The organism is Rhizobium sp. Root1204 (genome assembly GCF_001424965.1).
Lineage (GTDB): Bacteria > Pseudomonadota > Alphaproteobacteria > Rhizobiales > Rhizobiaceae > Pararhizobium.
Genome location: NZ_LMCZ01000006.1, coordinates 398,964 through 420,208, shown reverse-complemented (window position 1 = coordinate 420,208; position 21,245 = coordinate 398,964). Strand labels below are relative to the sequence as shown.

At 60.6% G+C, this 21,245-nt stretch carries 20 protein-coding genes; 2 read left to right on the top strand and 18 right to left on the bottom strand.

Annotated features, from left to right (window positions below):
- Positions 1–58 precede the first annotated feature (58 nt).
- From ASC96_RS09540 to ASC96_RS09475, 14 genes are all read right to left on the bottom strand, one after another.
- Positions 59–1,306: a CHASE3 domain-containing protein gene (locus tag ASC96_RS09540; protein WP_060512025.1), complete on the bottom strand. Its 1,248-nt coding sequence runs from the start codon at positions 1,304–1,306 to the stop codon at positions 59–61.
- Positions 1,210–1,887 (bottom strand): DUF2867 domain-containing protein, encoded by a 678-nt coding sequence (locus ASC96_RS09535; protein ID WP_082512004.1) that lies wholly within the window; start codon positions 1,885–1,887, stop codon positions 1,210–1,212. The genes ASC96_RS09540 and ASC96_RS09535 overlap by 97 nt, the downstream gene beginning before the upstream one ends.
- A 117-nt stretch (positions 1,888–2,004) precedes the next feature.
- Complete coding sequence (gene lpdA / locus ASC96_RS09530) at positions 2,005–3,411, bottom strand: dihydrolipoyl dehydrogenase (RefSeq protein ID WP_060502757.1); 1,407 nt, start codon at positions 3,409–3,411, stop codon at positions 2,005–2,007.
- Between the two features lie 23 nt (positions 3,412–3,434).
- Entirely contained in the window at positions 3,435–4,193 is a 759-nt protein-coding gene (locus tag ASC96_RS09525; protein ID WP_060502756.1) for an SDR family oxidoreductase, read from the bottom strand.
- Positions 4,190–4,684, bottom strand: coding sequence for a hypothetical protein (locus ASC96_RS09520; RefSeq protein WP_060502755.1), 495 nt, complete (start codon positions 4,682–4,684; stop codon positions 4,190–4,192). The genes ASC96_RS09525 and ASC96_RS09520 overlap by 4 nt, the downstream gene beginning before the upstream one ends.
- Positions 4,685–4,686: 2 nt before the next feature.
- Positions 4,687–5,328 (bottom strand): LysE family translocator, encoded by a 642-nt coding sequence (locus ASC96_RS09515; protein WP_060502754.1) that lies wholly within the window; start codon positions 5,326–5,328, stop codon positions 4,687–4,689.
- Positions 5,329–5,356: 28 nt separating this feature from the next.
- Complete coding sequence (locus ASC96_RS09510; RefSeq protein WP_060502753.1) at positions 5,357–5,770, bottom strand: MAPEG family protein; 414 nt, start codon at positions 5,768–5,770, stop codon at positions 5,357–5,359.
- A gap of 12 nt (positions 5,771–5,782) precedes the next feature.
- Entirely contained in the window at positions 5,783–7,021 is a 1,239-nt protein-coding gene (gene odhB, locus ASC96_RS09505) for a 2-oxoglutarate dehydrogenase complex dihydrolipoyllysine-residue succinyltransferase (RefSeq protein ID WP_060502752.1), read from the bottom strand.
- Between the two features lie 76 nt (positions 7,022–7,097).
- Positions 7,098–10,094 (bottom strand): 2-oxoglutarate dehydrogenase E1 component, encoded by a 2,997-nt coding sequence (locus ASC96_RS09500; protein WP_060502751.1) that lies wholly within the window; start codon positions 10,092–10,094, stop codon positions 7,098–7,100.
- 169 nt (positions 10,095–10,263) lie between these two features.
- Positions 10,264–11,166, bottom strand: a complete 903-nt coding sequence (gene sucD / locus ASC96_RS09495) for a succinate--CoA ligase subunit alpha (protein ID WP_060502750.1) — start codon at positions 11,164–11,166, stop codon at positions 10,264–10,266.
- Between the two features lie 19 nt (positions 11,167–11,185).
- Entirely contained in the window at positions 11,186–12,379 is a 1,194-nt protein-coding gene (sucC, locus tag ASC96_RS09490) for an ADP-forming succinate--CoA ligase subunit beta (RefSeq protein ID WP_060502749.1), read from the bottom strand.
- Between the two features lie 46 nt (positions 12,380–12,425).
- Entirely contained in the window at positions 12,426–13,388 is a 963-nt protein-coding gene (gene mdh, locus ASC96_RS09485; RefSeq protein WP_060502748.1) for a malate dehydrogenase, read from the bottom strand.
- A gap of 194 nt (positions 13,389–13,582) precedes the next feature.
- On the bottom strand, positions 13,583–14,737 hold the full coding sequence (gene zapE, locus ASC96_RS09480) for a cell division protein ZapE (protein WP_082511996.1): 1,155 nt from the start codon (positions 14,735–14,737) through the stop codon (positions 13,583–13,585).
- A 65-nt stretch (positions 14,738–14,802) separates the two neighbouring features.
- Positions 14,803–15,342: a protease inhibitor Inh/omp19 family protein gene (locus ASC96_RS09475; RefSeq protein ID WP_060502874.1), complete on the bottom strand. Its 540-nt coding sequence runs from the start codon at positions 15,340–15,342 to the stop codon at positions 14,803–14,805.
- A gap of 402 nt (positions 15,343–15,744) precedes the next feature.
- Here ASC96_RS09475 and ASC96_RS09470 point away from each other — a divergent pair, with 402 nt between their 5' ends.
- Positions 15,745–16,671, top strand: a complete 927-nt coding sequence (locus ASC96_RS09470) for a hypothetical protein (RefSeq protein ID WP_060502746.1) — start codon at positions 15,745–15,747, stop codon at positions 16,669–16,671.
- Positions 16,672–16,879: 208 nt separating this feature from the next.
- Here ASC96_RS09470 and ASC96_RS09465 read toward each other — a convergent pair whose 3' ends face one another.
- Genes ASC96_RS09465 through sdhC form a run of 4 tightly spaced genes read right to left on the bottom strand, consistent with a single transcriptional unit; the run spans position 16,880 to position 20,311 of the window.
- Positions 16,880–17,659: a succinate dehydrogenase iron-sulfur subunit gene (locus ASC96_RS09465; protein ID WP_060502745.1), complete on the bottom strand. Its 780-nt coding sequence runs from the start codon at positions 17,657–17,659 to the stop codon at positions 16,880–16,882.
- 12 nt (positions 17,660–17,671) lie between these two features.
- A complete protein-coding gene (gene sdhA, locus ASC96_RS09460) occupies positions 17,672–19,516 on the bottom strand; it encodes a succinate dehydrogenase flavoprotein subunit (RefSeq protein ID WP_060502744.1) in 1,845 nt (614 codons plus the stop codon).
- Positions 19,517–19,522: 6 nt separating this feature from the next.
- Positions 19,523–19,903 carry a succinate dehydrogenase, hydrophobic membrane anchor protein gene (gene sdhD, locus ASC96_RS09455; protein WP_060502743.1) on the bottom strand — a complete coding sequence of 127 codons (381 nt, stop codon included), beginning with the start codon at positions 19,901–19,903 and terminating at the stop codon, positions 19,523–19,525.
- A 15-nt stretch (positions 19,904–19,918) separates the two neighbouring features.
- Complete coding sequence (sdhC, locus tag ASC96_RS09450) at positions 19,919–20,311, bottom strand: succinate dehydrogenase, cytochrome b556 subunit (protein ID WP_060502742.1); 393 nt, start codon at positions 20,309–20,311, stop codon at positions 19,919–19,921.
- A 313-nt stretch (positions 20,312–20,624) separates the two neighbouring features.
- On the opposite strand from sdhC, the gene ASC96_RS09445 reads away from it, so the two are divergent.
- Positions 20,625–21,242, top strand: coding sequence for a hypothetical protein (locus ASC96_RS09445; RefSeq protein ID WP_156393920.1), 618 nt, complete (start codon positions 20,625–20,627; stop codon positions 21,240–21,242).
- Positions 21,243–21,245: the final 3 nt, after the last annotated feature.

Below are 21,245 nucleotides of genomic sequence, written 5' to 3'. Positions count from 1 at the left end.
ATCGACGCGCGGCGCTGGTATCCCCGGCGCCGCCGTTTTCTGTCAGGATTGAGGCTGGCTACGCTGCCGGATCGAACCGCACCCGGAAGGCGCTGACGGGGTGAGCGATGTTCTTGACCTTGAGGAATCCCAGATCATCGAAAACCAGATGCCGCTGCTTGCGGATGTGATCGCGAACCGCGCGTGAGATGCAGATCCCGCCGGGATCCGCCATTGGCTCCAGCCGCGCTGCTACATTCACCGTATCGCCAAAAATATCGCCATCCTGCACGATGACATCGCCGACATTGATGCCGATGCGGAACATCAGGTGCTGTTCTTCCGGCAGGTCTGCGTTGTCCGCCGCCATCGTCCCCTGGATTTCCACCGCGCAATCGATCGCCGACAGCGCACTGGCAAAGGCGACAAGCACGCTGTCGCCCGCCGTGGTGACAATGCTGCCGCTGTGATTGGCAATGATCGGATCGATCCGGTCCCGCACGTCTTTCAGCCGCGCTAGGGTCTGGGCTTCATCGCCCTCCATCATCCGGCTATAGCCAACGATATCGGCCGCCATGATGGCGAGCAGCTTGCGGTCGAGATGCTGCAGCAATTCGTCGCGCGACGCTTCTGCCGACCGTGCGCGCCGCAATGTGGCGCGCACGGCGATGACGCCCATCAGGGCGGTCAACATCGCCAGCCCGATCACCATCATCTCCAGTACGAACCCGGCGCGGCGCGCCTGATTAGCCCTGAGCGTCATCAGGCTTTCCTCTTCCCTGCGCATGCGCTCCAAAACGTCACGCACGCCGTCCATCAAGACCTTGCCCTGACCGTTGCGCAGCATGGCAATGGCGGCGCCTTCATCACCGGCGCGGCGATGCTCAATGGTCTGGCGCAGCTCTGACAGCTTCTGGGTGGTCAGCGACCGCAGCACCGCAACATTGCCGTCCTGGCGGCGATTGTCGGACACTCCGGTGGCAAGGCTCTCCACGCTGGCGCTGATCGCGCTGACAGCCTTGTCGTAAGGCTCGAGGTAAAAGGGGTCACCGGTCAGAAGATAACCGCGCTGTCCGATTTCCGCATCCTGGAGCTGGGATTGCACGATGGAAATCAGGCGCTCGTTGTGAACCGTGTGTGCGACGGCCTCGTCCGCTTCCTGGCCCTTCTTGGACACCCAGAAGGATGCTCCCAGGAGCAGGACGATAAACACGGCGACGCCCACGGTGATCAGCCGCAGGTTCTGCCCTGCCTCGTAGCGGATGTGACGGATGACCGTCGATGTTCTCGGACCGGAAAGCTTGGGCGCACTGAAATCGGATGCCACGGATATCTGCCTTGAGCCAGCGGTTGCGCCGTCAGAAGGAAATGGCGCGCAACCGCGGTTTTGCAAGGGCGGACCGGCAGGCGGGCTCGCAAGAGCCCGACCGGACGGGCAAGCCGGGCCAGCATCGTCCTGACGATCAGCCGGTGAAACGGTGTGATGACAGCAATGTAGATCTTGCCCAGCAGGATCTTGCGGCGCACCAGCGTCGTGACGCTGACCCTTTGGGCGAGTTCGCCGGCCTGGCGCACGTCGATGACGATGCGGAAATCCAGATGCGTGTCGTCAAAGCCGAGTACGGTCTGTTCACTGGACTTCGAAATGACGGGAAAAAAGCCGATCATCTCCGTTTGACTGCCTGGATGATCGCCCGAGCCCTTCAGTCCGAAGGGGCGGACAACCAGATTTCGCAACCACAACAGAGCACGTGCCCAGACCGGAAAAACACCCATTGCACGCCTGCTCGCGGAAATCGCGTTTGTCGATTGGCCGGGAACAACGAGCTCGTAACAATCTGCCCAATCGGCGAGCGGCAGGGCTGGGTGTGGCAACGTGACAGGAACGGAATGGGTACGGGGGGCCATCGGCGCGTGCTCCTTGAATGCGCCGATTCTAGACCGCGCACTCAGGAGCCGCAAAGGGGCCGATTGTCACGGCCCCTCATACCAAGTCTCTCATCGAGACTTGGTATTGCTGGTTTCTTACATATGGATCGGCTTGAAGAAGGTCGCGAGAGCCGCTTCCTTCACCGCTTCCGACATGGTCGGATGGGCATGGCAGGTGCGGCCGAGATCTTCCGAAGAGCCGCCGAATTCCATCAGAACGGTGATTTCGTGGATCATTTCGCCAGCGCCGAAGCCGACGATGTGACCACCGAGAACCCGGTCGGTTTCCTTGTCGGCCAGAATCTTCACGAACCCATCCGTCTGCAGCATGGCGCGGGCACGGCCATTGGCGGTGAACGGGAACTTGCCGACCTTGTAGGCAATGCCTGCAGCCTTCAGCTCTTCCTCGGTCTTGCCGACGGAGGCGACTTCCGGCTGGGTGTAGACGACGCTCGGGATGACGTCATAGTTCACGTGGCCAGCCTGACCGGCAATGATCTCGGCAACGGCAACACCTTCGTCTTCGGCCTTGTGGGCCAGCATCGGTCCGCGCACGACGTCACCGATGGCATAGATGCCGGTGACGTTGGTCTGGAAATGACCATCGATTTCGACGCGGCCGCGGCTGTCCATGACGACACCGGCCTCAGCCAGGCCGAGACCATCGGTGAACGGCTTGCGGCCTGTGGCGATCAGCACGACATCGGCATCGATCGTCGCAGCATCGCCGCCCTTGACCGGTTCGAACGTTACCTTGGCGCCGTCTCCGGCCTTCTCAACGCCGGTCACCTTGGCGCCGAGCTTGAAGTCGATGCCCTGCTTGGCGAGCATCCGCTGGAACTGCTTGGAGACTTCACCGTCCATGCCGCCGAGGATCGTGTCGAGATATTCGACGACGGTCACCTTGGCGCCGAGACGCGACCAGACGGAACCGAGCTCGAGGCCGATGACACCGCCGCCGACGACGACCATGGTGGCCGGAACCTTTTCCAGCGCGATGCCGCCGGTGGACGAGATGATGATCTTTTCGTCGATTTCAACGGGAACGCCGGGGATGCCTGCGACATCCGAACCGGTGGCGATGACGATGTTCTTCGTCTCGATGACCTGCTCTTCGCCCTTGTCATTGGTGACGGAGACCTTGCCTTCGCCGACAACCTTACCGGTTCCCTGGAAGGCATCGATCTTGTTCTTCTTGAACAGGAAGGCGACGCCATCGGTGTTCGACTTTACCGTTGCATCCTTGTGGGCCATCATCTTGCCAAGGTTCAGCGTCGGAGCCGCGACTTCGACACCCAGCGCATCGATGCCGTGGCCGGTCTGATGGAAGACTTCGGATGCGTGCAGCAGCGCCTTGGAGGGAATGCAGCCGATGTTGAGGCAGGTGCCGCCATAGGTGGCGCGCTTCTCGATGACGCCAACCTTGAGCCCGAGCTGGGCTGCCTTGATGGCGCAGACATAGCCGCCGGGGCCAGTACCGATAACGATGAGATCATAAGCCATTGAAAAGTCCTTCCTGAGAGCGGCTAGCGTCCGCCGCTGACGTTGAGAATGGCGCCCGTAACATAGGACGACGAAGGGGAGATGAGATAGAGAACAGCATCGGCGACCTCTTGCGCGGTGCCTGGCCGTTTCATGGGAATAGTCGGCCCGAGTTCACGGGCACGGTCCGGAAGCCCGCCGGAGGCGTGGATATCCGTATCGATGATGCCGGGGCGTACCGCGTTGACGCGGATGCCATCCGAGGCGACTTCGCGCGAAAGGCCGATGGTGAACGTGTCGATAGCACCCTTGGAGGCGGCATAATCGACATACTGCCCGGCCGAGCCAAGCACGGATGCCACCGACGAAATATTGACGATGACGCCGCCCTTGCCACCATGACGCACCGACATACGGCGGACTGCCGCAGCGGCACAGAGGATCGAGCCGGAGACATTGACGCGCAGCATGCGCTCCAGCCGCTCGGCGGTAATGTCCTCGACACGTGCCGGCATGCCGACGATGCCGGCATTGTTGACCAGCCCGTCGAGACGGCCGAACCTCTCGTCGATCGCCGCAAAGATATCAGCAATTCCGGCCTCGTTGCCGACGTCGCCTTCCACCGCAATCGCAACACCACCTTCCGCTTCGATCGCAGCCACGACTGCGTCAGCGGCAGAGCGGTTGGAGGCATAGTTTACGGCAACCGCCCAGCCTTGCTCGGCGGCAGACCGGCAGATCGCGGCACCGATGCCGCGGCTGCCGCCGGTGACCAGCAAAACGGGCCTGTCATTCCGCGTCATTGGCTGCATCCCTTGAAGGTCAGAACATCCCAGGGCGCGACAGTCGCCTTGCCCCAGATGGATGAATTGCGGATCGCCGGGCCGAAATCGGGCAAAAGTACCTGCGCGGCGGCTTCGAGGCCTTCGCCGGGCAACGAGAGGACCTTGCCATCCGCACTGACCGAATAGATCACGCCCTGCCAGATCGTGCAGGCGGCGATGTCGTCGCCGGTCACGTCACCTTCCGGGCATTTGTGCATGATCATGCCGTTGGCGCGCACAGGCTCGTCGGATTGCATGACGATGCCATCAAGCACCAGATCGGTCTTGCCGACCTTGACCTTGAAATGATTGCTGGTGGCGGCACTGGCCGAGCCGACCGGCTCGAAATGCAACTCGTAAGCATTATCCGCATCACCATAGATCGCCTGTTCCTGCAGGCAGTCGGCGGCACGTGCCGGCGAAACCGCCAGAAATGCGCTCAGGATAGATGCGGGGCCCGCGAGACGCATGCTCAGGCCGCCTTTTCCGTGGCGAGCTTCAGGCCAAGCGCAATGAAGACCATGCCGCTGGCGCGGTCGATCCACTGGCTGGCGCGCGAGAAGGCGGCGCGCATCTTCGGCGTCGTCATGAACATGCTGACACCGACGAACCAGAGGATCAGGCAACTGGCCATCACCAGCCCGTAGCCGAAATTGACCATGATCGGCGTATGGGCGCTGACCACCGTCGAGAAGATCGACAGGAAGAAGAAGACCGGCTTCGGGTTCAAGGCATTGGCGGCAAAGCCGAGGCCGAATGCCTTCAGCCCCGACTGGCGCTTTTCACCGGCCTGCACCCCTTCGGCCTGCGCCGTCATGTCGGTCTTGCCCGCCCGCAGCGACTTGACGCCGATATAGAGAAGGTAAGCGACACCGCACCATTTGACGATGTTGAACAGGTAGATCGACTGCGAGATGATCAGCCCGAGACCGAGGATCGTATAGGTCACATGGAACATCAGCGACGCGCCGACGCCGAAGGACGTGATGATGGCGGAGCGGCGGCCGTTGACGATCGACTGGCGCATGACCATGGCAAGGTCTGCGCCCGGAGAAACGATAGCGAAGGCGAAGATGGCCATCAGCGAGGCGAGTTCGAACAGATAGGGATGCACTGCACTCTCCGTTTATCGCTGTGGGACGTCAGAAAATCAGCGTCGCGACCATGATGAGAAGCCCGGCAAGCGAACCGAGCCAGATGAGCGAGCGGATATAGGGAACACCCGCCAGATAAAGCGGAATATAAATGATCCGGCAGACAAGCCAAGTCCAGGCACCGGTCAGGCCCCAGCCGGTGAGATCGCCGGTGATGGCCAGCGCAAGAGCCAGGCCGACAAAAGCCGGATAAGTCTCACGGAAATTCGCCGATGCCCGGGCCGCCCGGCCGGCCAGTTTGCCGGAGGGTTTCTTTTCCTCATCCCGCGGACCGGCATTCCATGCCGATCCAAGTTCGAGGGTTGCAGAAAAGCCCTGCAGTGAGACATGAAACACCAGCAGCACCACGCTCCATGCAAGAAGCGTGACGAAGGGCGATACCGCCAGTGCTGCCGGGTCCATGCCTATCGTTCCTTACAGGTCGAGAACGAGGCGTTCCGGATCTTCCAGGCTTTCCTTGACGCGCACGAGGAAGGTAACCGCTTCCTTGCCGTCAACGATGCGGTGGTCATAGGAGAGCGCGAGATACATCATCGGACGGATGACGATCTGGCCGCCGACGACGACCGGGCGATCCTGAATCTTGTGCATGCCAAGAATGCCCGACTGCGGCGCATTGAGGATCGGCGAGGACATCAGCGAACCGTAGACGCCACCATTGGTGATCGTGAACGTGCCGCCCTGCATGTCGCCCATGGAGAGGGCGCCATCGCGAGCGAGCTTGGCGAGACGGCCAAGATCCTTCTCGACTTCGGCGATCGACATTTCGTCGGCGTCGCGGATGACCGGAACGACGAGGCCCTTATCAGTGCCGACGGCCATGCCGATATGGCAGAAGTTCTTGTAGATGATGTCGGTGCCGTCGATCTCGGCGTTGACCGAAGGAATTTCCTTCAGGGCATGCGTCACAGCCTTGGTGAAGAAGCCCATGAAGCCGAGCTTGACGCCGTGCTTCTTCTCAAAGATGTCCTTGTACTTGGTGCGCAGCGCCATCACGGCCGACATGTCCACCTCGTTATAGGTGGTCAGCATCGCTGCTGTGTTCTGCGCATCCTTGAGGCGCTTGGCGATGGTCTGGCGCAGGCGGGTCATCTTGACGCGCTCTTCGCGCGGCGCGTCCTCGGCCGACGACGGACCACGCGATACGGCCTTTACCGGCTCGGAAGCGGCTGGTGCCGAAATGCCCTTGGCAACGGCAGCGATGACATCGCCCTTCAGAACCTGACCGCGCTTGCCGGAGCCGTCGACCTGATCGGCCGAGAGGTTGTTTTCAGCCAGCATCTTTGCGGCAGCAGGAGCTGCCGGCATGGCGGACGCAACCGGTGCGGCGGCCGGTGCAGCAGCGGCGGCTGCAGGGGCAGCAGCAGCCGGTTCAGCCTTCTTTTCAGCGGCGGCCGGTGCGGCAGCACCAGCAGCGCCTGCTGCGATGTTGCCGAGCAGCGCGCCGAGGCCGACGGTCTCGCCGGCAGCGGCGACGATTTCGGACAGCACGCCAGCGGCTGGCGACGGAACTTCGATCGTCACCTTGTCGGTTTCAAGTTCAAGCAGCGGCTCATCGGCCTTGACGGTATCGCCAACCTTCTTGAACCAGGTACCGATGGTGGCTTCGCTGACGGATTCGCCCAGAGTGGGAACGCGGATTTCTGTGGCCATGATTTTTTGTCGTCCGTTGATCGGGTGTCGGTTTCTGTTGAGGCAAAAGAGGGAGGCCTTTCAGCCTCCCGTTTTCTTAGCCCCCGAGGGCGTCTTCGAGGAATGCGGCAAGCTGGGCGAGATGCTTGGACATCAGGCCCGTCGCCGGAGAGGCGGCAGCCGGACGGCCGGTGTAACGCACGCGCTGGTACTTTGCATCGATATGGGCAAGCACCCATTCCAGGTACGGGTCGATGAACGACCACGCGCCCATGTTCTTCGGCTCTTCCTGGCACCAGACCATTTCGGCATGGCGGAAGCGCGAGAGTTCGTTGATCAGCGCCTTGGCTGGGAACGGATAGAGCTGTTCGACGCGCAGCAGGTAGACATCGTCGATGCCACGCTTTTCACGCTCTTCCAGCAGGTCGTAATAGACCTTGCCGGTGCAAAGCACGACGCGGCGGATCTTGGCGTCCTTCTGCAGCTTGATCGGGCCGTCCTTGATGACCTCGGCATCGTCCCAAAGCAGACGGTGGAACGAGGTCTCGCCCGCCATTTCCGACAACGAGGAGACAGCACGCTTGTGGCGCAGCAGTGACTTCGGCGTCATCATGATCAGCGGTTTGCGGAAGTCACGCTTCGTTTGGCGGCGCAGAATGTGGAAGTAGTTCGCCGGCGTCGTGACGTTGGCGACCTGCATGTTGTCTTCGGCGCACATCTGCAACCAACGCTCAAGGCGGGCCGAGGAATGTTCCGGACCCTGGCCTTCGTAGCCGTGCGGCAGCAGGCAGACGAGACCCGACATACGCAGCCACTTGCGCTCACCCGACGAGATGAACTGGTCGAACACGACCTGCGCACCGTTGGCGAAGTCGCCGAACTGGGCTTCCCAGAGCGTCAGCGCGTTCGGACGGGCCAGCGAATAGCCGTATTCGAAACCGAGTACAGCCTCTTCCGAAAGCATCGAGTTGATGACTTCGTAACGGGCCTGGGTCGGCGACAGGTTGGCCAGCGGGATGTAGCGGTCTTCGGTTTCCTGATCGTAGAGAACCGAGTGGCGCTGCGAGAACGTGCCGCGTTCGCAATCCTGGCCCGACAGACGAATCTTGGTGCCGTCGATGCAAAGCGTGCCGAAAGCCAGCGCTTCGGCCATCGCCCAATCGACGCCTTCACCGGTCTGGACCATGTTGGCCCGGCCGTCCATGAAACGCTGAATGGTCTTGTGGGCATGGAAGCCCGCCGGAACTTCCGACAGCTTGCGGCCTACTTCCTTGAGCGACTTCATCGGAACCGAGGTCTTGCCGCGGCGCTGCTCATCCTGGTTGTCGGCGGCGCGAAGTCCCGACCACACACCGTCCAGCCAGTCGGCCTTGTTCGGCTTGTAGGATTGGCCTGCCTCGAACTCCTGCTCGAGATGCGCACGCCAGTCGGCCCGCATCTTTTCCAGTTCGCCTTCGGTGATCAGGCCTTCGGCGATCAGACGCTGGGCGTAGATCTGCACGACCGTCTTGTGGGCGCGGATGACCTTGTACATTTTCGGCTGCGTGAATGACGGCTCATCACCTTCGTTATGGCCGAAGCGGCGATAGCAGAACATGTCGACGACGACAGGCTTGTGATACTTCATCCGGTATTCGGTGGCGATCTTGGCAGCGTAGACGACCGCTTCAGGATCGTCGCCGTTGACGTGGAAGATCGGCGCTTCGATCATCTTGGCAACGTCCGACGGATAGGGCGACGAACGCGAGAAGGCCGGATTGGTGGTGAAGCCGATCTGGTTGTTGATGATGAAATGCACCGTACCGGCAACGCGGTGACCGCGCAGGCCTGACAGGCCGAGGATTTCAGCCGTGACGCCCTGGCCGGCAAAGGCAGCGTCGCCGTGCAGCAAAAGCGGCATGACTTGCGCGCGCTCGGACAGCGGAATGACGTCGCCTTCGAAGATCTTCGCCATCTGGTCCTGCTTGGCGCGGGCCTTGCCCATGACGACAGGATTGACGATTTCCAGATGCGACGGGTTGGCCGTCAGCGACAGGTGAACCTTGTTGCCGTCGAACTCGCGGTCCGAGGAGGCACCCAGATGGTACTTCACGTCGCCCGAGCCTTCAACGTCGTCCGGTGCGTAGGAGCCGCCCTTGAACTCGTGGAACACGGCGCGATGCGGCTTGCCCATGACGTTGGTCAAGACGTTCAGACGGCCGCGATGGGCCATGCCGAGGATGACCTCTTTCAGGCCTTCCTGACCGCCGCGCTTGATGATCTGCTCCAGCGCCGGGATCAGCGATTCACCGCCGTCGAGACCGAAGCGCTTGGTGCCCTTATACTTGACGTCGATGAACTGCTCGAAGCCTTCGGCCTCGATCAGCTTCTGCAGGATGGCCTTCTTGCCCTCAGGCGTGAAATCAACACCCTTATCCGGGCCTTCGATGCGTTCCTGGATCCAGCCTTTGATTTCCGGATCGGAGATGTGCATGAACTCGACACCGAGCGTCGAGCAATAGGTGCGCTCGAGAATGTCGACGATCTCGCGCAGGGTTGCGTATTCAAGACCAAGCACGTTGTCGATAAAAATCGGCCGGTCCATGTCTTCCGGGCCGAAACCGTAGTTCGACGGCGAAAGCTCGTGATAATCCTCGACCGGAGCGGCGATTGCCAACGGGTCGAGCTTGGCATGCAGGTGGCCGCGCATGCGGTAGGCGCGGATCAGCATGATCGCGCGCACGCTGTCACGGGTCGACTGGTGAACGTCGGCGGGCGCTGCGGCAACGCCGGTCACGGCAGCCTTGGCTTCGGCCTTCGCCTGAACCTTCTTTTCGATGACCTTTTCAACCGTGCCCCAGTCGCCGTCCAGCGCCGAGACCAGTTCGCCACTGGCTTGGATTGGCCAGTGTGGCTTCTTCCACGAAGCGCCCTTGGCGGCCTTGATCACGTCTTCCGGCTGCTCCTGCAGCGCCTTGAAGAACGACTGCCATTCGCCGGAGACCGACGACGGATCGTTTTCGTAGCGCGCATAGAGCTGGTCGATATAGCCAGCATTCGCTCCATCGAGGAACGAGGTCAGCTGAAATTGCTCGTTGGCTTCTTGCCGTGCCATGGTGTTCCGCGGACCTGTCCGTCCGCCTCCTGACTAGTTAACTCTGCCGGGTGGATGGCCCCGGTAAACCGCATTTTCGAGAGCGCCGGATGCGCCCCCGCGTCATCAGATGGTGCGGACCGGGCCAACCGCAATGGGCGGCCCGGTCACGTTATTCGCTTGGAACGTCTCAGCCCTTGAGGACTTCGACCAGCGTCTTGCCGAGGCGCGCCGGGGAAGGCGATACCTTGATACCGGCCGCTTCCATGGCCGAGATCTTGGATTCCGCATCGCCCTTGCCGCCGGAAACGACAGCACCGGCGTGGCCCATGGTGCGGCCCTTCGGAGCGGTACGGCCGGCGATGAAGCCTGCCATCGGCTTCTTGCGGCCCTTCTTGGCTTCGTCGATCAGGAACTGGGCTGCATCTTCTTCAGCCGAGCCGCCGATTTCGCCGATCATGATGATCGAGGTCGTGGCCGGATCGGCCAGGAACATCTCAAGCACATCGATGAACTCGGTGCCCTTGACCGGGTCGCCGCCGATGCCGACAGCCGTCGTCTGGCCAAGGCCTTCGTTCGACGTCTGGAACACGGCTTCATAGGTCAGCGTGCCGGAGCGCGACACGATACCGACCGAACCCTTGCGGAAGATCGAGCCCGGCATGATGCCGATCTTGCATTCTTCCGGCGTCAGGATGCCCGGGCAGTTCGGGCCGAGCAGGCGCGACTTGGAGCGGTCGAGGCGAGCCTTGACGCGAACCATGTCCATGACCGGAATGCCTTCGGTGATGCAGGTGATGAACGGGATCTCGGCTTCGATCGCCTCGATGATCGCGTCGGCAGCACCTGCCGGCGGAACGTAGATCACCGATGCGTCTGCGCCGGTGCGTTCCTTGGCTTCAGCGACGGACGCGAAGATCGGCAGGCTTTCGCCCTTCGAGCGGGTCCAGGTTTCGCCACCCTTCTTCGGGTGGATACCACCGACCATCTGCGTGCCGTAGTAGGCAAGCGCCTGTTCGGTGTGGAACGTACCGGTCTTGCCGGTCAGGCCCTGAACCAGGACCTTGGTATTCTTGTTGACGAGAATAGACATGAGTTCGGGTCCTTAAAAATTAGGCGTTGATCGCAGCGACGATCTTCTTGGCCGCATCGTCCAAGTCGTCTGCCGCCGTGATCGCGAGACCCGATTCGTTCAGAATCTTCTTGCCGAGCTCGACATTGGTACCTTCGAGGCGCACGACGAGCGGAACCTTGAGGCCGACTTCCTGCACCGCAGCGACAACACCTTCAGCGATGACGTCGCACTTCATGATGCCGCCGAAGATGTTGACGAGGATGCCCTCGACCTTCGGGTCAGCCGTGATGATCTTGAAGGCAGCAGCCACCTTCTCCTTGCCGGCGCCACCGCCGACGTCGCAGAAGTTTGCCGGCTCCTTGCCGTACAGCTTGATGATGTCCATCGTCGCCATGGCGAGACCAGCGCCGTTGACCATGCAGCCGATGTTGCCGTCGAGAGCGACGTAAGCGAGGTCCCACTTGGAGGCTTCGATTTCCTTGGCGTCCTCTTCGGTCTCGTCGCGCAGCGCCTTGACGTCGTCGTGGCGGAAAATCGCGTTGCCGTCGAAGGACATCTTGGCGTCGAGGACACGCAGATGGTCATTCTTCATGACGATCAGCGGGTTGACCTCGAGCAGCGCCATGTCCTTCTCGTTGAAGGCTTTGTAGAGGATCGGGAACAGCGACTTGGCGTCTTCGGCAGCAGCGCCCGAAAGCTCGAGTGCCTTGGAGATCGCAGCAACGTCAGCGTCGGTCACGCCCGTTTCCGGGTCGATTGCGATTGTGTGGATCTTTTCCGGCGTGTCATGGGCGACAGCCTCGATGTCCATGCCGCCTTCGGTCGAGACGACGAAGGCAACGCGGCCAACCGAACGGTCGACCAAAAGCGAGAGGTAAAGCTCGCGGGCAATGTCGGCGCCGTCTTCGATGTAGAGGCGGTTGACCTGCTTGCCGGCTTCGCCGGTCTGCGCGGTTACCAGCGTGTTGCCCATCATTTCCTTGGCATGCGCCTTGGCTTCGTCGATGGAGAACGCCAGGCGAACGCCACCCTTGGCATCCGGGCCGAGTTCCTTGAACTTGCCCTTGCCGCGGCCGCCAGCGTGGATCTGGCTCTTGACGACGTAGAGCGGGCCTGGAAGCGACTTTGCAGCCGCTTCTGCCTCGTCGGCGGAGAAGATGGCAACACCTTCTGCGACCGGAGCGCCAAAGGTCTTCAGCAGAGCCTTGGCCTGATATTCATGAATGTTCATGGGGATATTTCCTGTTTAAGCCGAGCGGTAATTACGTGAGGCGCAATTACTTCAGGCTGGGCGCGATGGCGACGCAGGCTTCGCAAAGACCGGCAACCGCGGCAACCGACTTGTCGAAGGCTTCCTGTTCGGCCTTGTTGAACTCGACTTCGATGATACGCTCGACACCACCGGCGCCGATGATCGTCGGGACGCCGACATACATGTCCTTGACACCGTACTGGCCGGTGAGATGGGCGGCGACGGGCAGAACGCGCTTCTTGTCCTTGAGGAAGGATTCAGCCATTTCGATCGCCGAAGCGGCCGGAGCGTAGTAGGCCGAACCGGTCTTGAGCAGACCAACGATTTCGGCGCCACCGTCACGGGTGCGCTGGATGATTTCTTCGAGGCGTTCCTTGGTGACCCAGCCCATCTTGACCAGATCGGTCAGCGGAATGCCGCCAACGGTCGAGTAACGGGCAAGCGGCACCATCGTGTCGCCATGGCCGCCGAGAACGAAGGCGGTGACGTCCTGGACGGAAACGTTGAATTCCTGGGACAGGAACAGGCGGAAGCGCGAGCTGTCGAGAACGCCGGCCATGCCGACAACCATGTTCTTCGGCAGGCCGGAGAACTTCTGCAGCGCCCAGACCATCGCGTCGAGCGGGTTGGTGATGCAGATGACGAAAGCGTTCGGGGCATACTTCTTGATGCCGGCGCCGACCTGTTCCATCACCTTGAGGTTGATGCCGAGCAGATCGTCGCGGCTCATGCCCGGCTTGCGGGCAACGCCGGCGGTGACGATGCAGACATCGGCGCCTTCGATTGCGGAATAGTCGCTGGCACCGGTCAGGTTGGCATTGAAGCCTTCGACGGGGGAGGACTGAGCGATATCGAGACCCTTGCCCTGCGGAATGCCGTCAGCGATGTCGAACAGGACGATATCGCCCAGTTCCTTCAAGCCGGCGAGATGCGCCAGCGTGCCACCAATCATTCCAGAACCAATAAGTGCGATCTTGTTGCGCGCCATGAAAGTGCTTCCTTTGCGATCCAAATCTGACAAGGCCTGACGTGGCGCTCTAAGCGCAGACTGTGGCAAACCTTCGGCGCTAGGAATTAAGCTTCAAAATCTAAAATATCAACCGATACTTTCGGACAGAACAATTTCAATCGGTTAGATCATAAAATTCTTACGTAAACGTAAGAATTTACGTCGCCGTTCTGTCATAAAACACCAGAAGCTGCATGATGGTTAGCCGCGTATTCTTTGCTCTGCAGCTCAATGAGCCGCGACACCGTGCGGTCAAACTCGAAACCCTCGGTGCCTTTTTTCGCCGTCAGCAGATTGATCGGCGCCGATGCTGCAGAAGCAAACAGCCGGGCGCCATGATCGTAGATCGTATCGACCAGCATGATGAAGCGCTTGGTCTCGTTGCGGCGTTCCGGCCCGAGATGCGGAATATGCTCGACGAAAATCGTCCGGTAATGCGAAAGGATGGCGAGATAATCGGCGGCGCCCAGCGGCTTTTCGCAGAGGTCTGCGAAGGAAAAACGAGCGCATTCGCCGGCAGCCTTGGGCACGACGATCTTGCGTCCCTTGAACGCCACCTCGGCGGAGGCAACCGTCAGCCCCGCCGTTGCCAGCCTCCAGGCATTGTCGAGTTCGGCGTCGGCTTGCGGGCCAAGCGGCGATGACCAGACTGGTAGTCCCTCGATCTTCGCCAGCCGGTAATCCGTCGTTGTATCCAGCGGCACGATAGCGGCATGCGCCTTCAACAGATCGATGAACGGCAGAAACAGGCCGCGATTGAGACCATCCCTGTAAAGATTGCCCGGCTCGACATTCGATGTCGCCACCAGCACGCAGCCTTTGGAGAAGAGTTCGCCGAACAGCCGCGACAGGATCATCGCATCGGCAATATCGGTGACGGAAAACTCGTCGAAGCACAGAAGCCGCGCTTCGGCAAAGATCTCGGCCGCCACCGGCGGCATCGGGTCCGCCTGCCGCGTCTCGCCATTTTTCAGCTTCTGCCGGTGCTTGAAGATGCGATCATGCACATCGGCCATGAATTCGTGGAAATGCGCCCGCCGCTTGCGCTTGATCGGCACCGTCTCGAAGAACAGGTCCATCAGCATGGTCTTGCCACGCCCGACGCCCCCGTAGAGATAAAGCCCCTTCAGCGGCGGATGTTCATTCTTGCGTGAAGCAAACAGCCATCCAAGCGCATTCGACTTGCGCTCGGCGCGGCCGGCGGCGAGCTCTGAGGAAAGGTGATCGAGCCGCCTGGCGATGGCAAGCTGCGCCGGATCACGCGACAGCGTTCCCGCCGCGACCATGGCTTCGAGTTTTCGTGAAATACTGTCTTCGGGATTTGGCACGCGCTGGACCGCCCTGGTGTCGGAAACGACGGCAAGAAAAAGCCCGGCTGATGCCGGGCTGGTGGTTAGCGGCTAAGACTGACCGACTGGCCGCCATTGGTCGAGCCGTCAAAGCGTGCATCGGCCGTCTTGAACAGGCGGGCGAGCGGATTGCCGTTGCGATCCTTCAAGACGACTTGCTTGCCGGCCACTTCCCAGGATCCCATCGCCGTCAGTTCGCCAGCGCAACCGCGCGTACCGCCGCGCGAACCGCTGCCGAGATTGGTCAGCGTCAGGAACATGTCGCAGGATGCGCCCGCATTCGAGACACGCCAGTTGCCTACCATCGATTCCTTGGTGACATCAAGCGCATTGGCCGCCGCAGCAGTATCGGTAGCACCCGGCGTCGTGACGCCGCCGACCGCCGCCGTGCCGCTGACCGGCGCTGCCGGAAACTGCGAGGTATCACCGGGCGCTGCAAGCTGGCCGGAAGAGACACTCGGCACAGGCTGCGCCTGCAATGGAGCCGGCGCGGGGTTTCCACCGAAATCGCTCATGGACGTCCGCTGACATCCAGCCAGCGCCAGCACCAAGGCCAGTCCCGCTACCGTATGTATTGTCCGCATGTTCAAGCTCCCGATCATCTCTGCTATCGCGTTGTCCAGGGGAATATAGGCGGAATTAGCTTAAAACTAACTTTAAATTCAAGATGCACCGGATTCTTTAAGACTGTGGCATGATTGAAACGGTTCCCATCCTGCTCTGCGAAGTTGCCGGCGCATCAGGATGCCGGGCGATATCCGCTCTACCGGCGACAACGACACTACACTGGCAGGCTTCAATCTGAACACGCTGGATCTACAGCGCAAACCGGCAATAAAATACCTGGCAGCTCCTTCGAAAGGGGAGATCCCAAGCTCGGAAAGCCTGAAGGCTCGCCTACAATCAAACAACCATCATTCAACCATAACGACAGATTCAGGCAAGCATTCCCCTCTAAAGCGAAAGCACTCAAGGAGGGACAGGCAATGAATATCAGCGGCATCAGCTATTTCAACATTCAAACCGCCGGACCGCTAGCCGCCACCAGACAGCTGGCCACCTCCGGAAATCCAGTTACGTCTGCCACCTCCTATGGCGCGCCTGAACCTGCCGGTAACGACGGCGACATCGGAACATACGATAGTTTTGGCAAATTAGCCCCGATATCCGACAGCTTCGTAACATCGCAGCCGAACGGCTTTGAAATTTACATGCCGGTCCGCCCCGGGTTTTCGTCCAACAATTTAGCCCTGGCGGTGACCGATCCGGCGGCGGAACCATTCTCGTCGGGCAAGACAAAGACGGAAGTTGCCGAAGCAGCACGCAAGGCGATCGACAGCCGATACGCCCAGATGAGCGGGAACGGACAACCGTTCGGGTACAACAGTCATGAGGGCAAGGATTGGTATTCCGCCCTCGGCGATCTGGATCGCCGGGCTTTGAATGCCATGCGCACCGACACGACCGGGCTTTTTTCCAAAGAGGAAAAGGATATGGCGGCGTCAATCATGGCAAATCAGCAGGGGCTCGCCATGGGGCTCTATGCTGGCCCCATACGGCTGGCGGAAACATTCGTATCAGACCCTTCCAATCACATGGCAGTCGGGAAAGCCGGGGCGCTCTGGCTCGACAAGGTCAGCTATGAAGAGAAAACCACATCTATCGAATGGATGGAGCAGCGGGCAGCGACACAACGCCTCTATGAGCATGGCGCGGAGCATGCCGGGGTCGAGCCAGAGGACCTGAGTTCCGGCTTCTCATTTGTCGATATGTTGTTGCAGGCCTATAAAGACCTCGAACAGCTGGGCGAAGGGTACGATTTGAAGGATGTCCCGGCCTATCAGAAGGCGTTCGAACTCTTTGCGAACTACGCGCCAGCCAAACAACAGACTGCATCAACCTTATACCTTTGATCACAGCGATCAGTTCGCCAATTTTCCCAATCGGAAAGTATGGCGTGACTTGTTTTGCTACCTCGCGAGGGGCGTGCGACCGGCGGCGGCTTTTCAGTAAAAAAGCCGGCCGCAACGTTTGCTGCGGCCGGCTTCAATACATGAAAAGTGTCGATCTGGATGAAGGCCGAGGCAAGTGGGCCTCCACGATCACCCCCACACCCAGTTATCAGACGCGGCGTTCGACCATCATCTTCTTGATCTCGCCGATCGCCTTCGCCGGATTCAAACCCTTCGGACAGGTCTGGGCGCAGTTCATGATCGTGTGGCAGCGATAGAGACGGAACGGATCCTCAAGATTGTCGAGGCGCTCGCCCTTGGCTTCGTCGCGGCTGTCGATCAGCCAGCGATAGGCCTGCAGCAGCACAGCCGGGCCGAGATAACGGTCGCCATTCCACCAGTAGCTGGGGCACGAGGCGGAACAGCAGGCGCAGAGAATGCACTCATAGAGGCCGTCGAGCTTCTGGCGATCCTCATGGCTCTGCTTCCATTCCTTGGCCGGTGTCGGCGAAACCGTCTTCAGCCAGGGCTCGATCGAGCGGTGCTGGGCGTAGAAATTGGTGAGATCCGGCACGAGGTCCTTGACAACAGGCATATGCGGCAGCGGGTAAACCTTTACCGCCCCCTTCACCTCGTCCATGCCCTTGGTGCAGGCCAGCGTATTGGTGCCGTCGATGTTCATGGCGCAGGAACCGCAGATGCCTTCGCGGCAGGAACGGCGCAGCGTCAGCGTCGGGTCGATCTTGTTCTTGATGTACAGAAGCGCATCGAGAACCATCGGGCCGCAGTCGTCGACATCGATATAGAACGTATCGATCGACGGGTTCTTGCCGTCGTCCGGGCTCCAGCGATAGATGCGGAATTCGCGGGTATTGGTGGCACCGGCCGGCTTCGGCCAGACCTTGCCTTCCGTCATCGTCGAGTTCTTGGGGAGAGCGAGTTCAACCATGGATCATTCTCCTCAATACACGCGTGCCTTGGGCTCGATCTTTTTCGGATCGATGCCTTCGGCCAGAAGTTCGGTGTGAACCGGACGATAGTCGAGACGGACTTCGCCGGCCTCGTTCACCCAGGACAGCGTATGCTTGCGCCAGTTGACGTCGTCGCGGCCGGCAAACGGGCCGTCGACAAAGTCCTCACGCGCATGGCTGCCACGGCTTTCCTTGCGGGCCTCGGCGCCGTAGACGGTGACGATGGCGTTGGCCATCAGGTTTTCCAGCTCCAGCGTTTCCACCAGGTCGGAATTCCAGATCATCGAACGGTCGGTGACCTTGACGTCGGCCAGTTCCTGCCAGATGGCGCTCATCCGCTTGCAGCCGCTCTCCAGCGATTCCTGGGTGCGGAACACGGCAGCGTCGTCCTGCATGGTCTTCTGCATCTTTTCGCGCAGAACCGCCGTCGGCGTGCCGCCATCGGCAAACCGCAGCCTGTCAAAGCGCGTCATGATCTTTTCGCAGGCTTTTTCGTTGATCGGCGGGATCGGTGCGGCGCGGTCGATGACTTCACCGGCGCGGATCGCAGCGGCGCGGCCGAAAACCACGAGGTCGATCAGCGAGTTGGAGCCGAGACGGTTTGCGCCGTGCACCGAGGCGCAACCGGCTTCACCGACAGCCATCAGGCCCGGCAGCACACGCTCGGGATTTTCACCGTCGGCATTCAGCACTTCGCCCCAGTAGTTGGTCGGAATGCCGCCCATGTTGTAGTGAACGGTCGGCAGGACCGGGATCGGCTCGCGCGTCACGTCGACACCGGCAAAGATCTTGGCGCTCTCGGAAATGCCCGGCAGGCGCTCGTGCAGAACGGCCGGATCGAGATGGTCGAGATGCAGGTAGATATGGTCCTTGTTCTTGCCGACGCCGCGGCCTTCGCGGATTTCCAGCGTCATGCAGCGGGACACCACGTCGCGCGAGGCAAGATCCTTGGCCGATGGCGCATAGCGCTCCATGAAGCGCTCGCCTTCGGAATTGACGAGATAACCGCCTTCGCCGCGCGCGCCTTCGGTGATCAGGCAGCCCGAGCCGTAGATGCCGGTCGGGTGGAACTGGACGAACTCCATGTCCTGCAAAGGCAGGCCGGCGCGTGCCACCATGCCGCCACCGTCGCCGGTGCAGGTATGGGCCGAGGTCGCCGAGAAATAGGAGCGGCCATAGCCGCCGGTCGCCAGAACGACCATCTTGGCGGAGAAGCGATGGATCGTGCCGTCGTCGAGGTTCCAGGCAACGACGCCGGTGCAGCGGCTGCCGTCATCCGACATGATCAGGTCGAGTGCGAAATACTCGATGAAGAATTCGGCGTTGTTCTTCAGAGACTGGCCATAGAGCGTGTGCAGGATAGCGTGGCCGGTGCGGTCGGCAACGGCGCAAGTGCGCTGTACCGGCGGGCCTTCGCCGTAGTTCTGCATGTGGCCGCCAAACGGCCGCTGATAGATCTTGCCTTCGGCATTGCGCGAGAACGGAACGCCATAATGTTCCAGCTCGTAAACGGCTTTCGGCGCTTCCATCGTCAGGTACTGCATGGCATCGACGTCGCCGAGCCAGTCGGAACCCTTGACCGTGTCATAGAGATGCCACTGCCAGCTGTCCGGCGTCATATTGGTCAGCGAGGCGGCAATGCCGCCCTGGGCTGCGACCGTATGCGAGCGCGTCGGAAAAACCTTGGTGATGCAGGCCGTCTTGAAACCCTGTTCGGCCATGCCAAGCGTTGCGCGCAATCCGGCGCCGCCGGCGCCGACGACGATGACGTCATAAGCATGGTCGACATAATCATAGGCGTGGCCGTTGATGAGCGGCGATGAGGTGGGTGCCATTGTGAATTACCCTGCAAACGCGATCTTCAGGATGGCGAAAAGACAGAGCCCGCCAACTGCGATCGCAAAAAACGTATTGAGCATGACGAGGACGACCTTGGCGCCTTCGTTGTGAACATAGTCCTCGATGACGACCTGCATGCCGAGCTTCATGTGGATCAGGCCGGAGATGACCACCAGCCCCATGATCACCGCCACGAAGGGGTTCGACAGGGCAACGACGACTTCAGCATAGGGCGCGCCTGCATATTTGATCAGGAACAGCACGAAGAAGATGATCAATGGCACGTTGGCGACGGCCGTCAGCCGCTGGCGCCAGAAATGATCGGTGCCTTCCTTGGCCGAACCGAGGCCGCGAACCTTGCCGAGGGGAGTACGCATATCCATGGAATTCTTGTCCTCTCAGCGAACCGCGTAGCCGACGATCCAGATCAGCGCGGTAACCGCGACCGAACCGATCAGGTTGGCAATGGCAAGCTTGGTGGCGAAATGCTTCTCGTAGCCGTAGCCCAGATCCCAGACAAAGTGCCTGAGACCGCCGAACAGATGATGCACCAGCGCCCAGGTATAGCCAAACAGAACGAGCTGGCCGATGATCGTGCCGAAGGCCCACATGGCCCAGTCGTAATGTTCCGGTCCGCTGGCTGCGGCGATCAGCCACCATGCAACAAGCACCGTGCCGAAGTACAAGGCACAGCCGGTAATGCGGTGCACAATGGACATGACCATCGTGGGGATAGGCTTATAGATTTGTAGATGCGGCGACAAAGGCCGGCTTTTGGTGACATTCGTCATCTGAACCTCACGGAAGACCCGGAAAGATGCCCAAAAACTGGACTATTTTCATCCGGTATTGCACCTGATTGTGCGCAATTCAGTCAGCCGACGTTTAATCACCATATTGATTAACGACAAGTGTGTTTGCACTGCAAAATCAATTTAATCGATTAGACGAAAATGTGGCGGCTTGACCGGCGCGATTCGCCCACCGCGTTAACGATAAGGCGTGAAAATTCAACGCAATCCGTGACTTTTGCGGGCATGTGCCCCACATTGCCCGTTAAGGATTTGTTAAGACCCATCCGGAGGGCTGCACGAAATGCGTCCATTGAGCATTCAGAATGCGACGAAAGTCTTGATCGCGGCGCTCGCTGTGATCCTCTCGTTCGCCAGTTTCGCCGAAGCACGTGATCGCAATGGCGAAAGAAATCACGTCCGCCGGCCGCATTTCGAACGGTCGCATGATCAGCGCCCCCATCGCGGACGGCAGGAAGCCATTTCCGGCGTCACGGCCGATCGCTACTATTACCGCCGCGACTGGCGAGATCGCGGATACCGCTATGATCGCCGGCATGACAGATTCCAGTTCGACAGGCGCCAGGCCAATCGCGGCCATTTCCAGCCGAGATATGGACGTGACCGCTTTGACCCCACCCTCCCGGTGCGGGAATATCGTGGCCAGCGCCCAAGCGGCTGGAGCCAGTCCTATGGCGGCGACGGTTTCCCATCCTATGCCAATGGCGGCACCTATTTCGGCGGCTTGTCGGCCTGGACCGATCCCGGCAACGGCACCTATTTCAGCTCAGAGCGGAGCGGCTACGGTTACTTTCCGGATGATACCGGCATGACCTATCCCGCGGTGCGCCCGAAAATCATCCACGTCAATCCGTCGACCAACGCGCGCGCCTGTTCCTGGGAATCCGGCGTTTGCGTGATCCGGCGGTGACAG

Bases quoted from the DNA above. Each gene is read 5' to 3' on its own strand.
- ASC96_RS09535 (WP_082512004.1), bottom strand. From the start codon at position 1,887: ATGGCCCCCCGTACCCATTCCGTTCCTGTCACGTTGCCACACCCAGCC.
- lpdA (WP_060502757.1), bottom strand. From the start codon at position 3,411: ATGGCTTATGATCTCATCGTTATCGGTACTGGCCCCGGCGGCTATGTC.
- ASC96_RS09525 (WP_060502756.1), bottom strand. From the start codon at position 4,193: ATGACGCGGAATGACAGGCCCGTTTTGCTGGTCACCGGCGGCAGCCGC.
- ASC96_RS09520 (WP_060502755.1), bottom strand. From the start codon at position 4,684: ATGCGTCTCGCGGGCCCCGCATCTATCCTGAGCGCATTTCTGGCGGTT.
- ASC96_RS09510 (WP_060502753.1), bottom strand. From the start codon at position 5,770: ATGGACCCGGCAGCACTGGCGGTATCGCCCTTCGTCACGCTTCTTGCA.
- odhB (WP_060502752.1), bottom strand. From the start codon at position 7,021: ATGGCCACAGAAATCCGCGTTCCCACTCTGGGCGAATCCGTCAGCGAA.
- ASC96_RS09500 (WP_060502751.1), bottom strand. From the start codon at position 10,094: ATGGCACGGCAAGAAGCCAACGAGCAATTTCAGCTGACCTCGTTCCTC.
- sucD (WP_060502750.1), bottom strand. From the start codon at position 11,166: ATGTCTATTCTCGTCAACAAGAATACCAAGGTCCTGGTTCAGGGCCTG.
- sucC (WP_060502749.1), bottom strand. From the start codon at position 12,379: ATGAACATTCATGAATATCAGGCCAAGGCTCTGCTGAAGACCTTTGGC.
- mdh (WP_060502748.1), bottom strand. From the start codon at position 13,388: ATGGCGCGCAACAAGATCGCACTTATTGGTTCTGGAATGATTGGTGGC.
- ASC96_RS09475 (WP_060502874.1), bottom strand. From the start codon at position 15,342: ATGCGGACAATACATACGGTAGCGGGACTGGCCTTGGTGCTGGCGCTG.
- ASC96_RS09470 (WP_060502746.1), top strand. From the start codon at position 15,745: ATGAATATCAGCGGCATCAGCTATTTCAACATTCAAACCGCCGGACCG.
- ASC96_RS09465 (WP_060502745.1), bottom strand. From the start codon at position 17,659: ATGGTTGAACTCGCTCTCCCCAAGAACTCGACGATGACGGAAGGCAAG.
- sdhA (WP_060502744.1), bottom strand. From the start codon at position 19,516: ATGGCACCCACCTCATCGCCGCTCATCAACGGCCACGCCTATGATTAT.
- sdhD (WP_060502743.1), bottom strand. From the start codon at position 19,903: ATGGATATGCGTACTCCCCTCGGCAAGGTTCGCGGCCTCGGTTCGGCC.
- sdhC (WP_060502742.1), bottom strand. From the start codon at position 20,311: ATGACGAATGTCACCAAAAGCCGGCCTTTGTCGCCGCATCTACAAATC.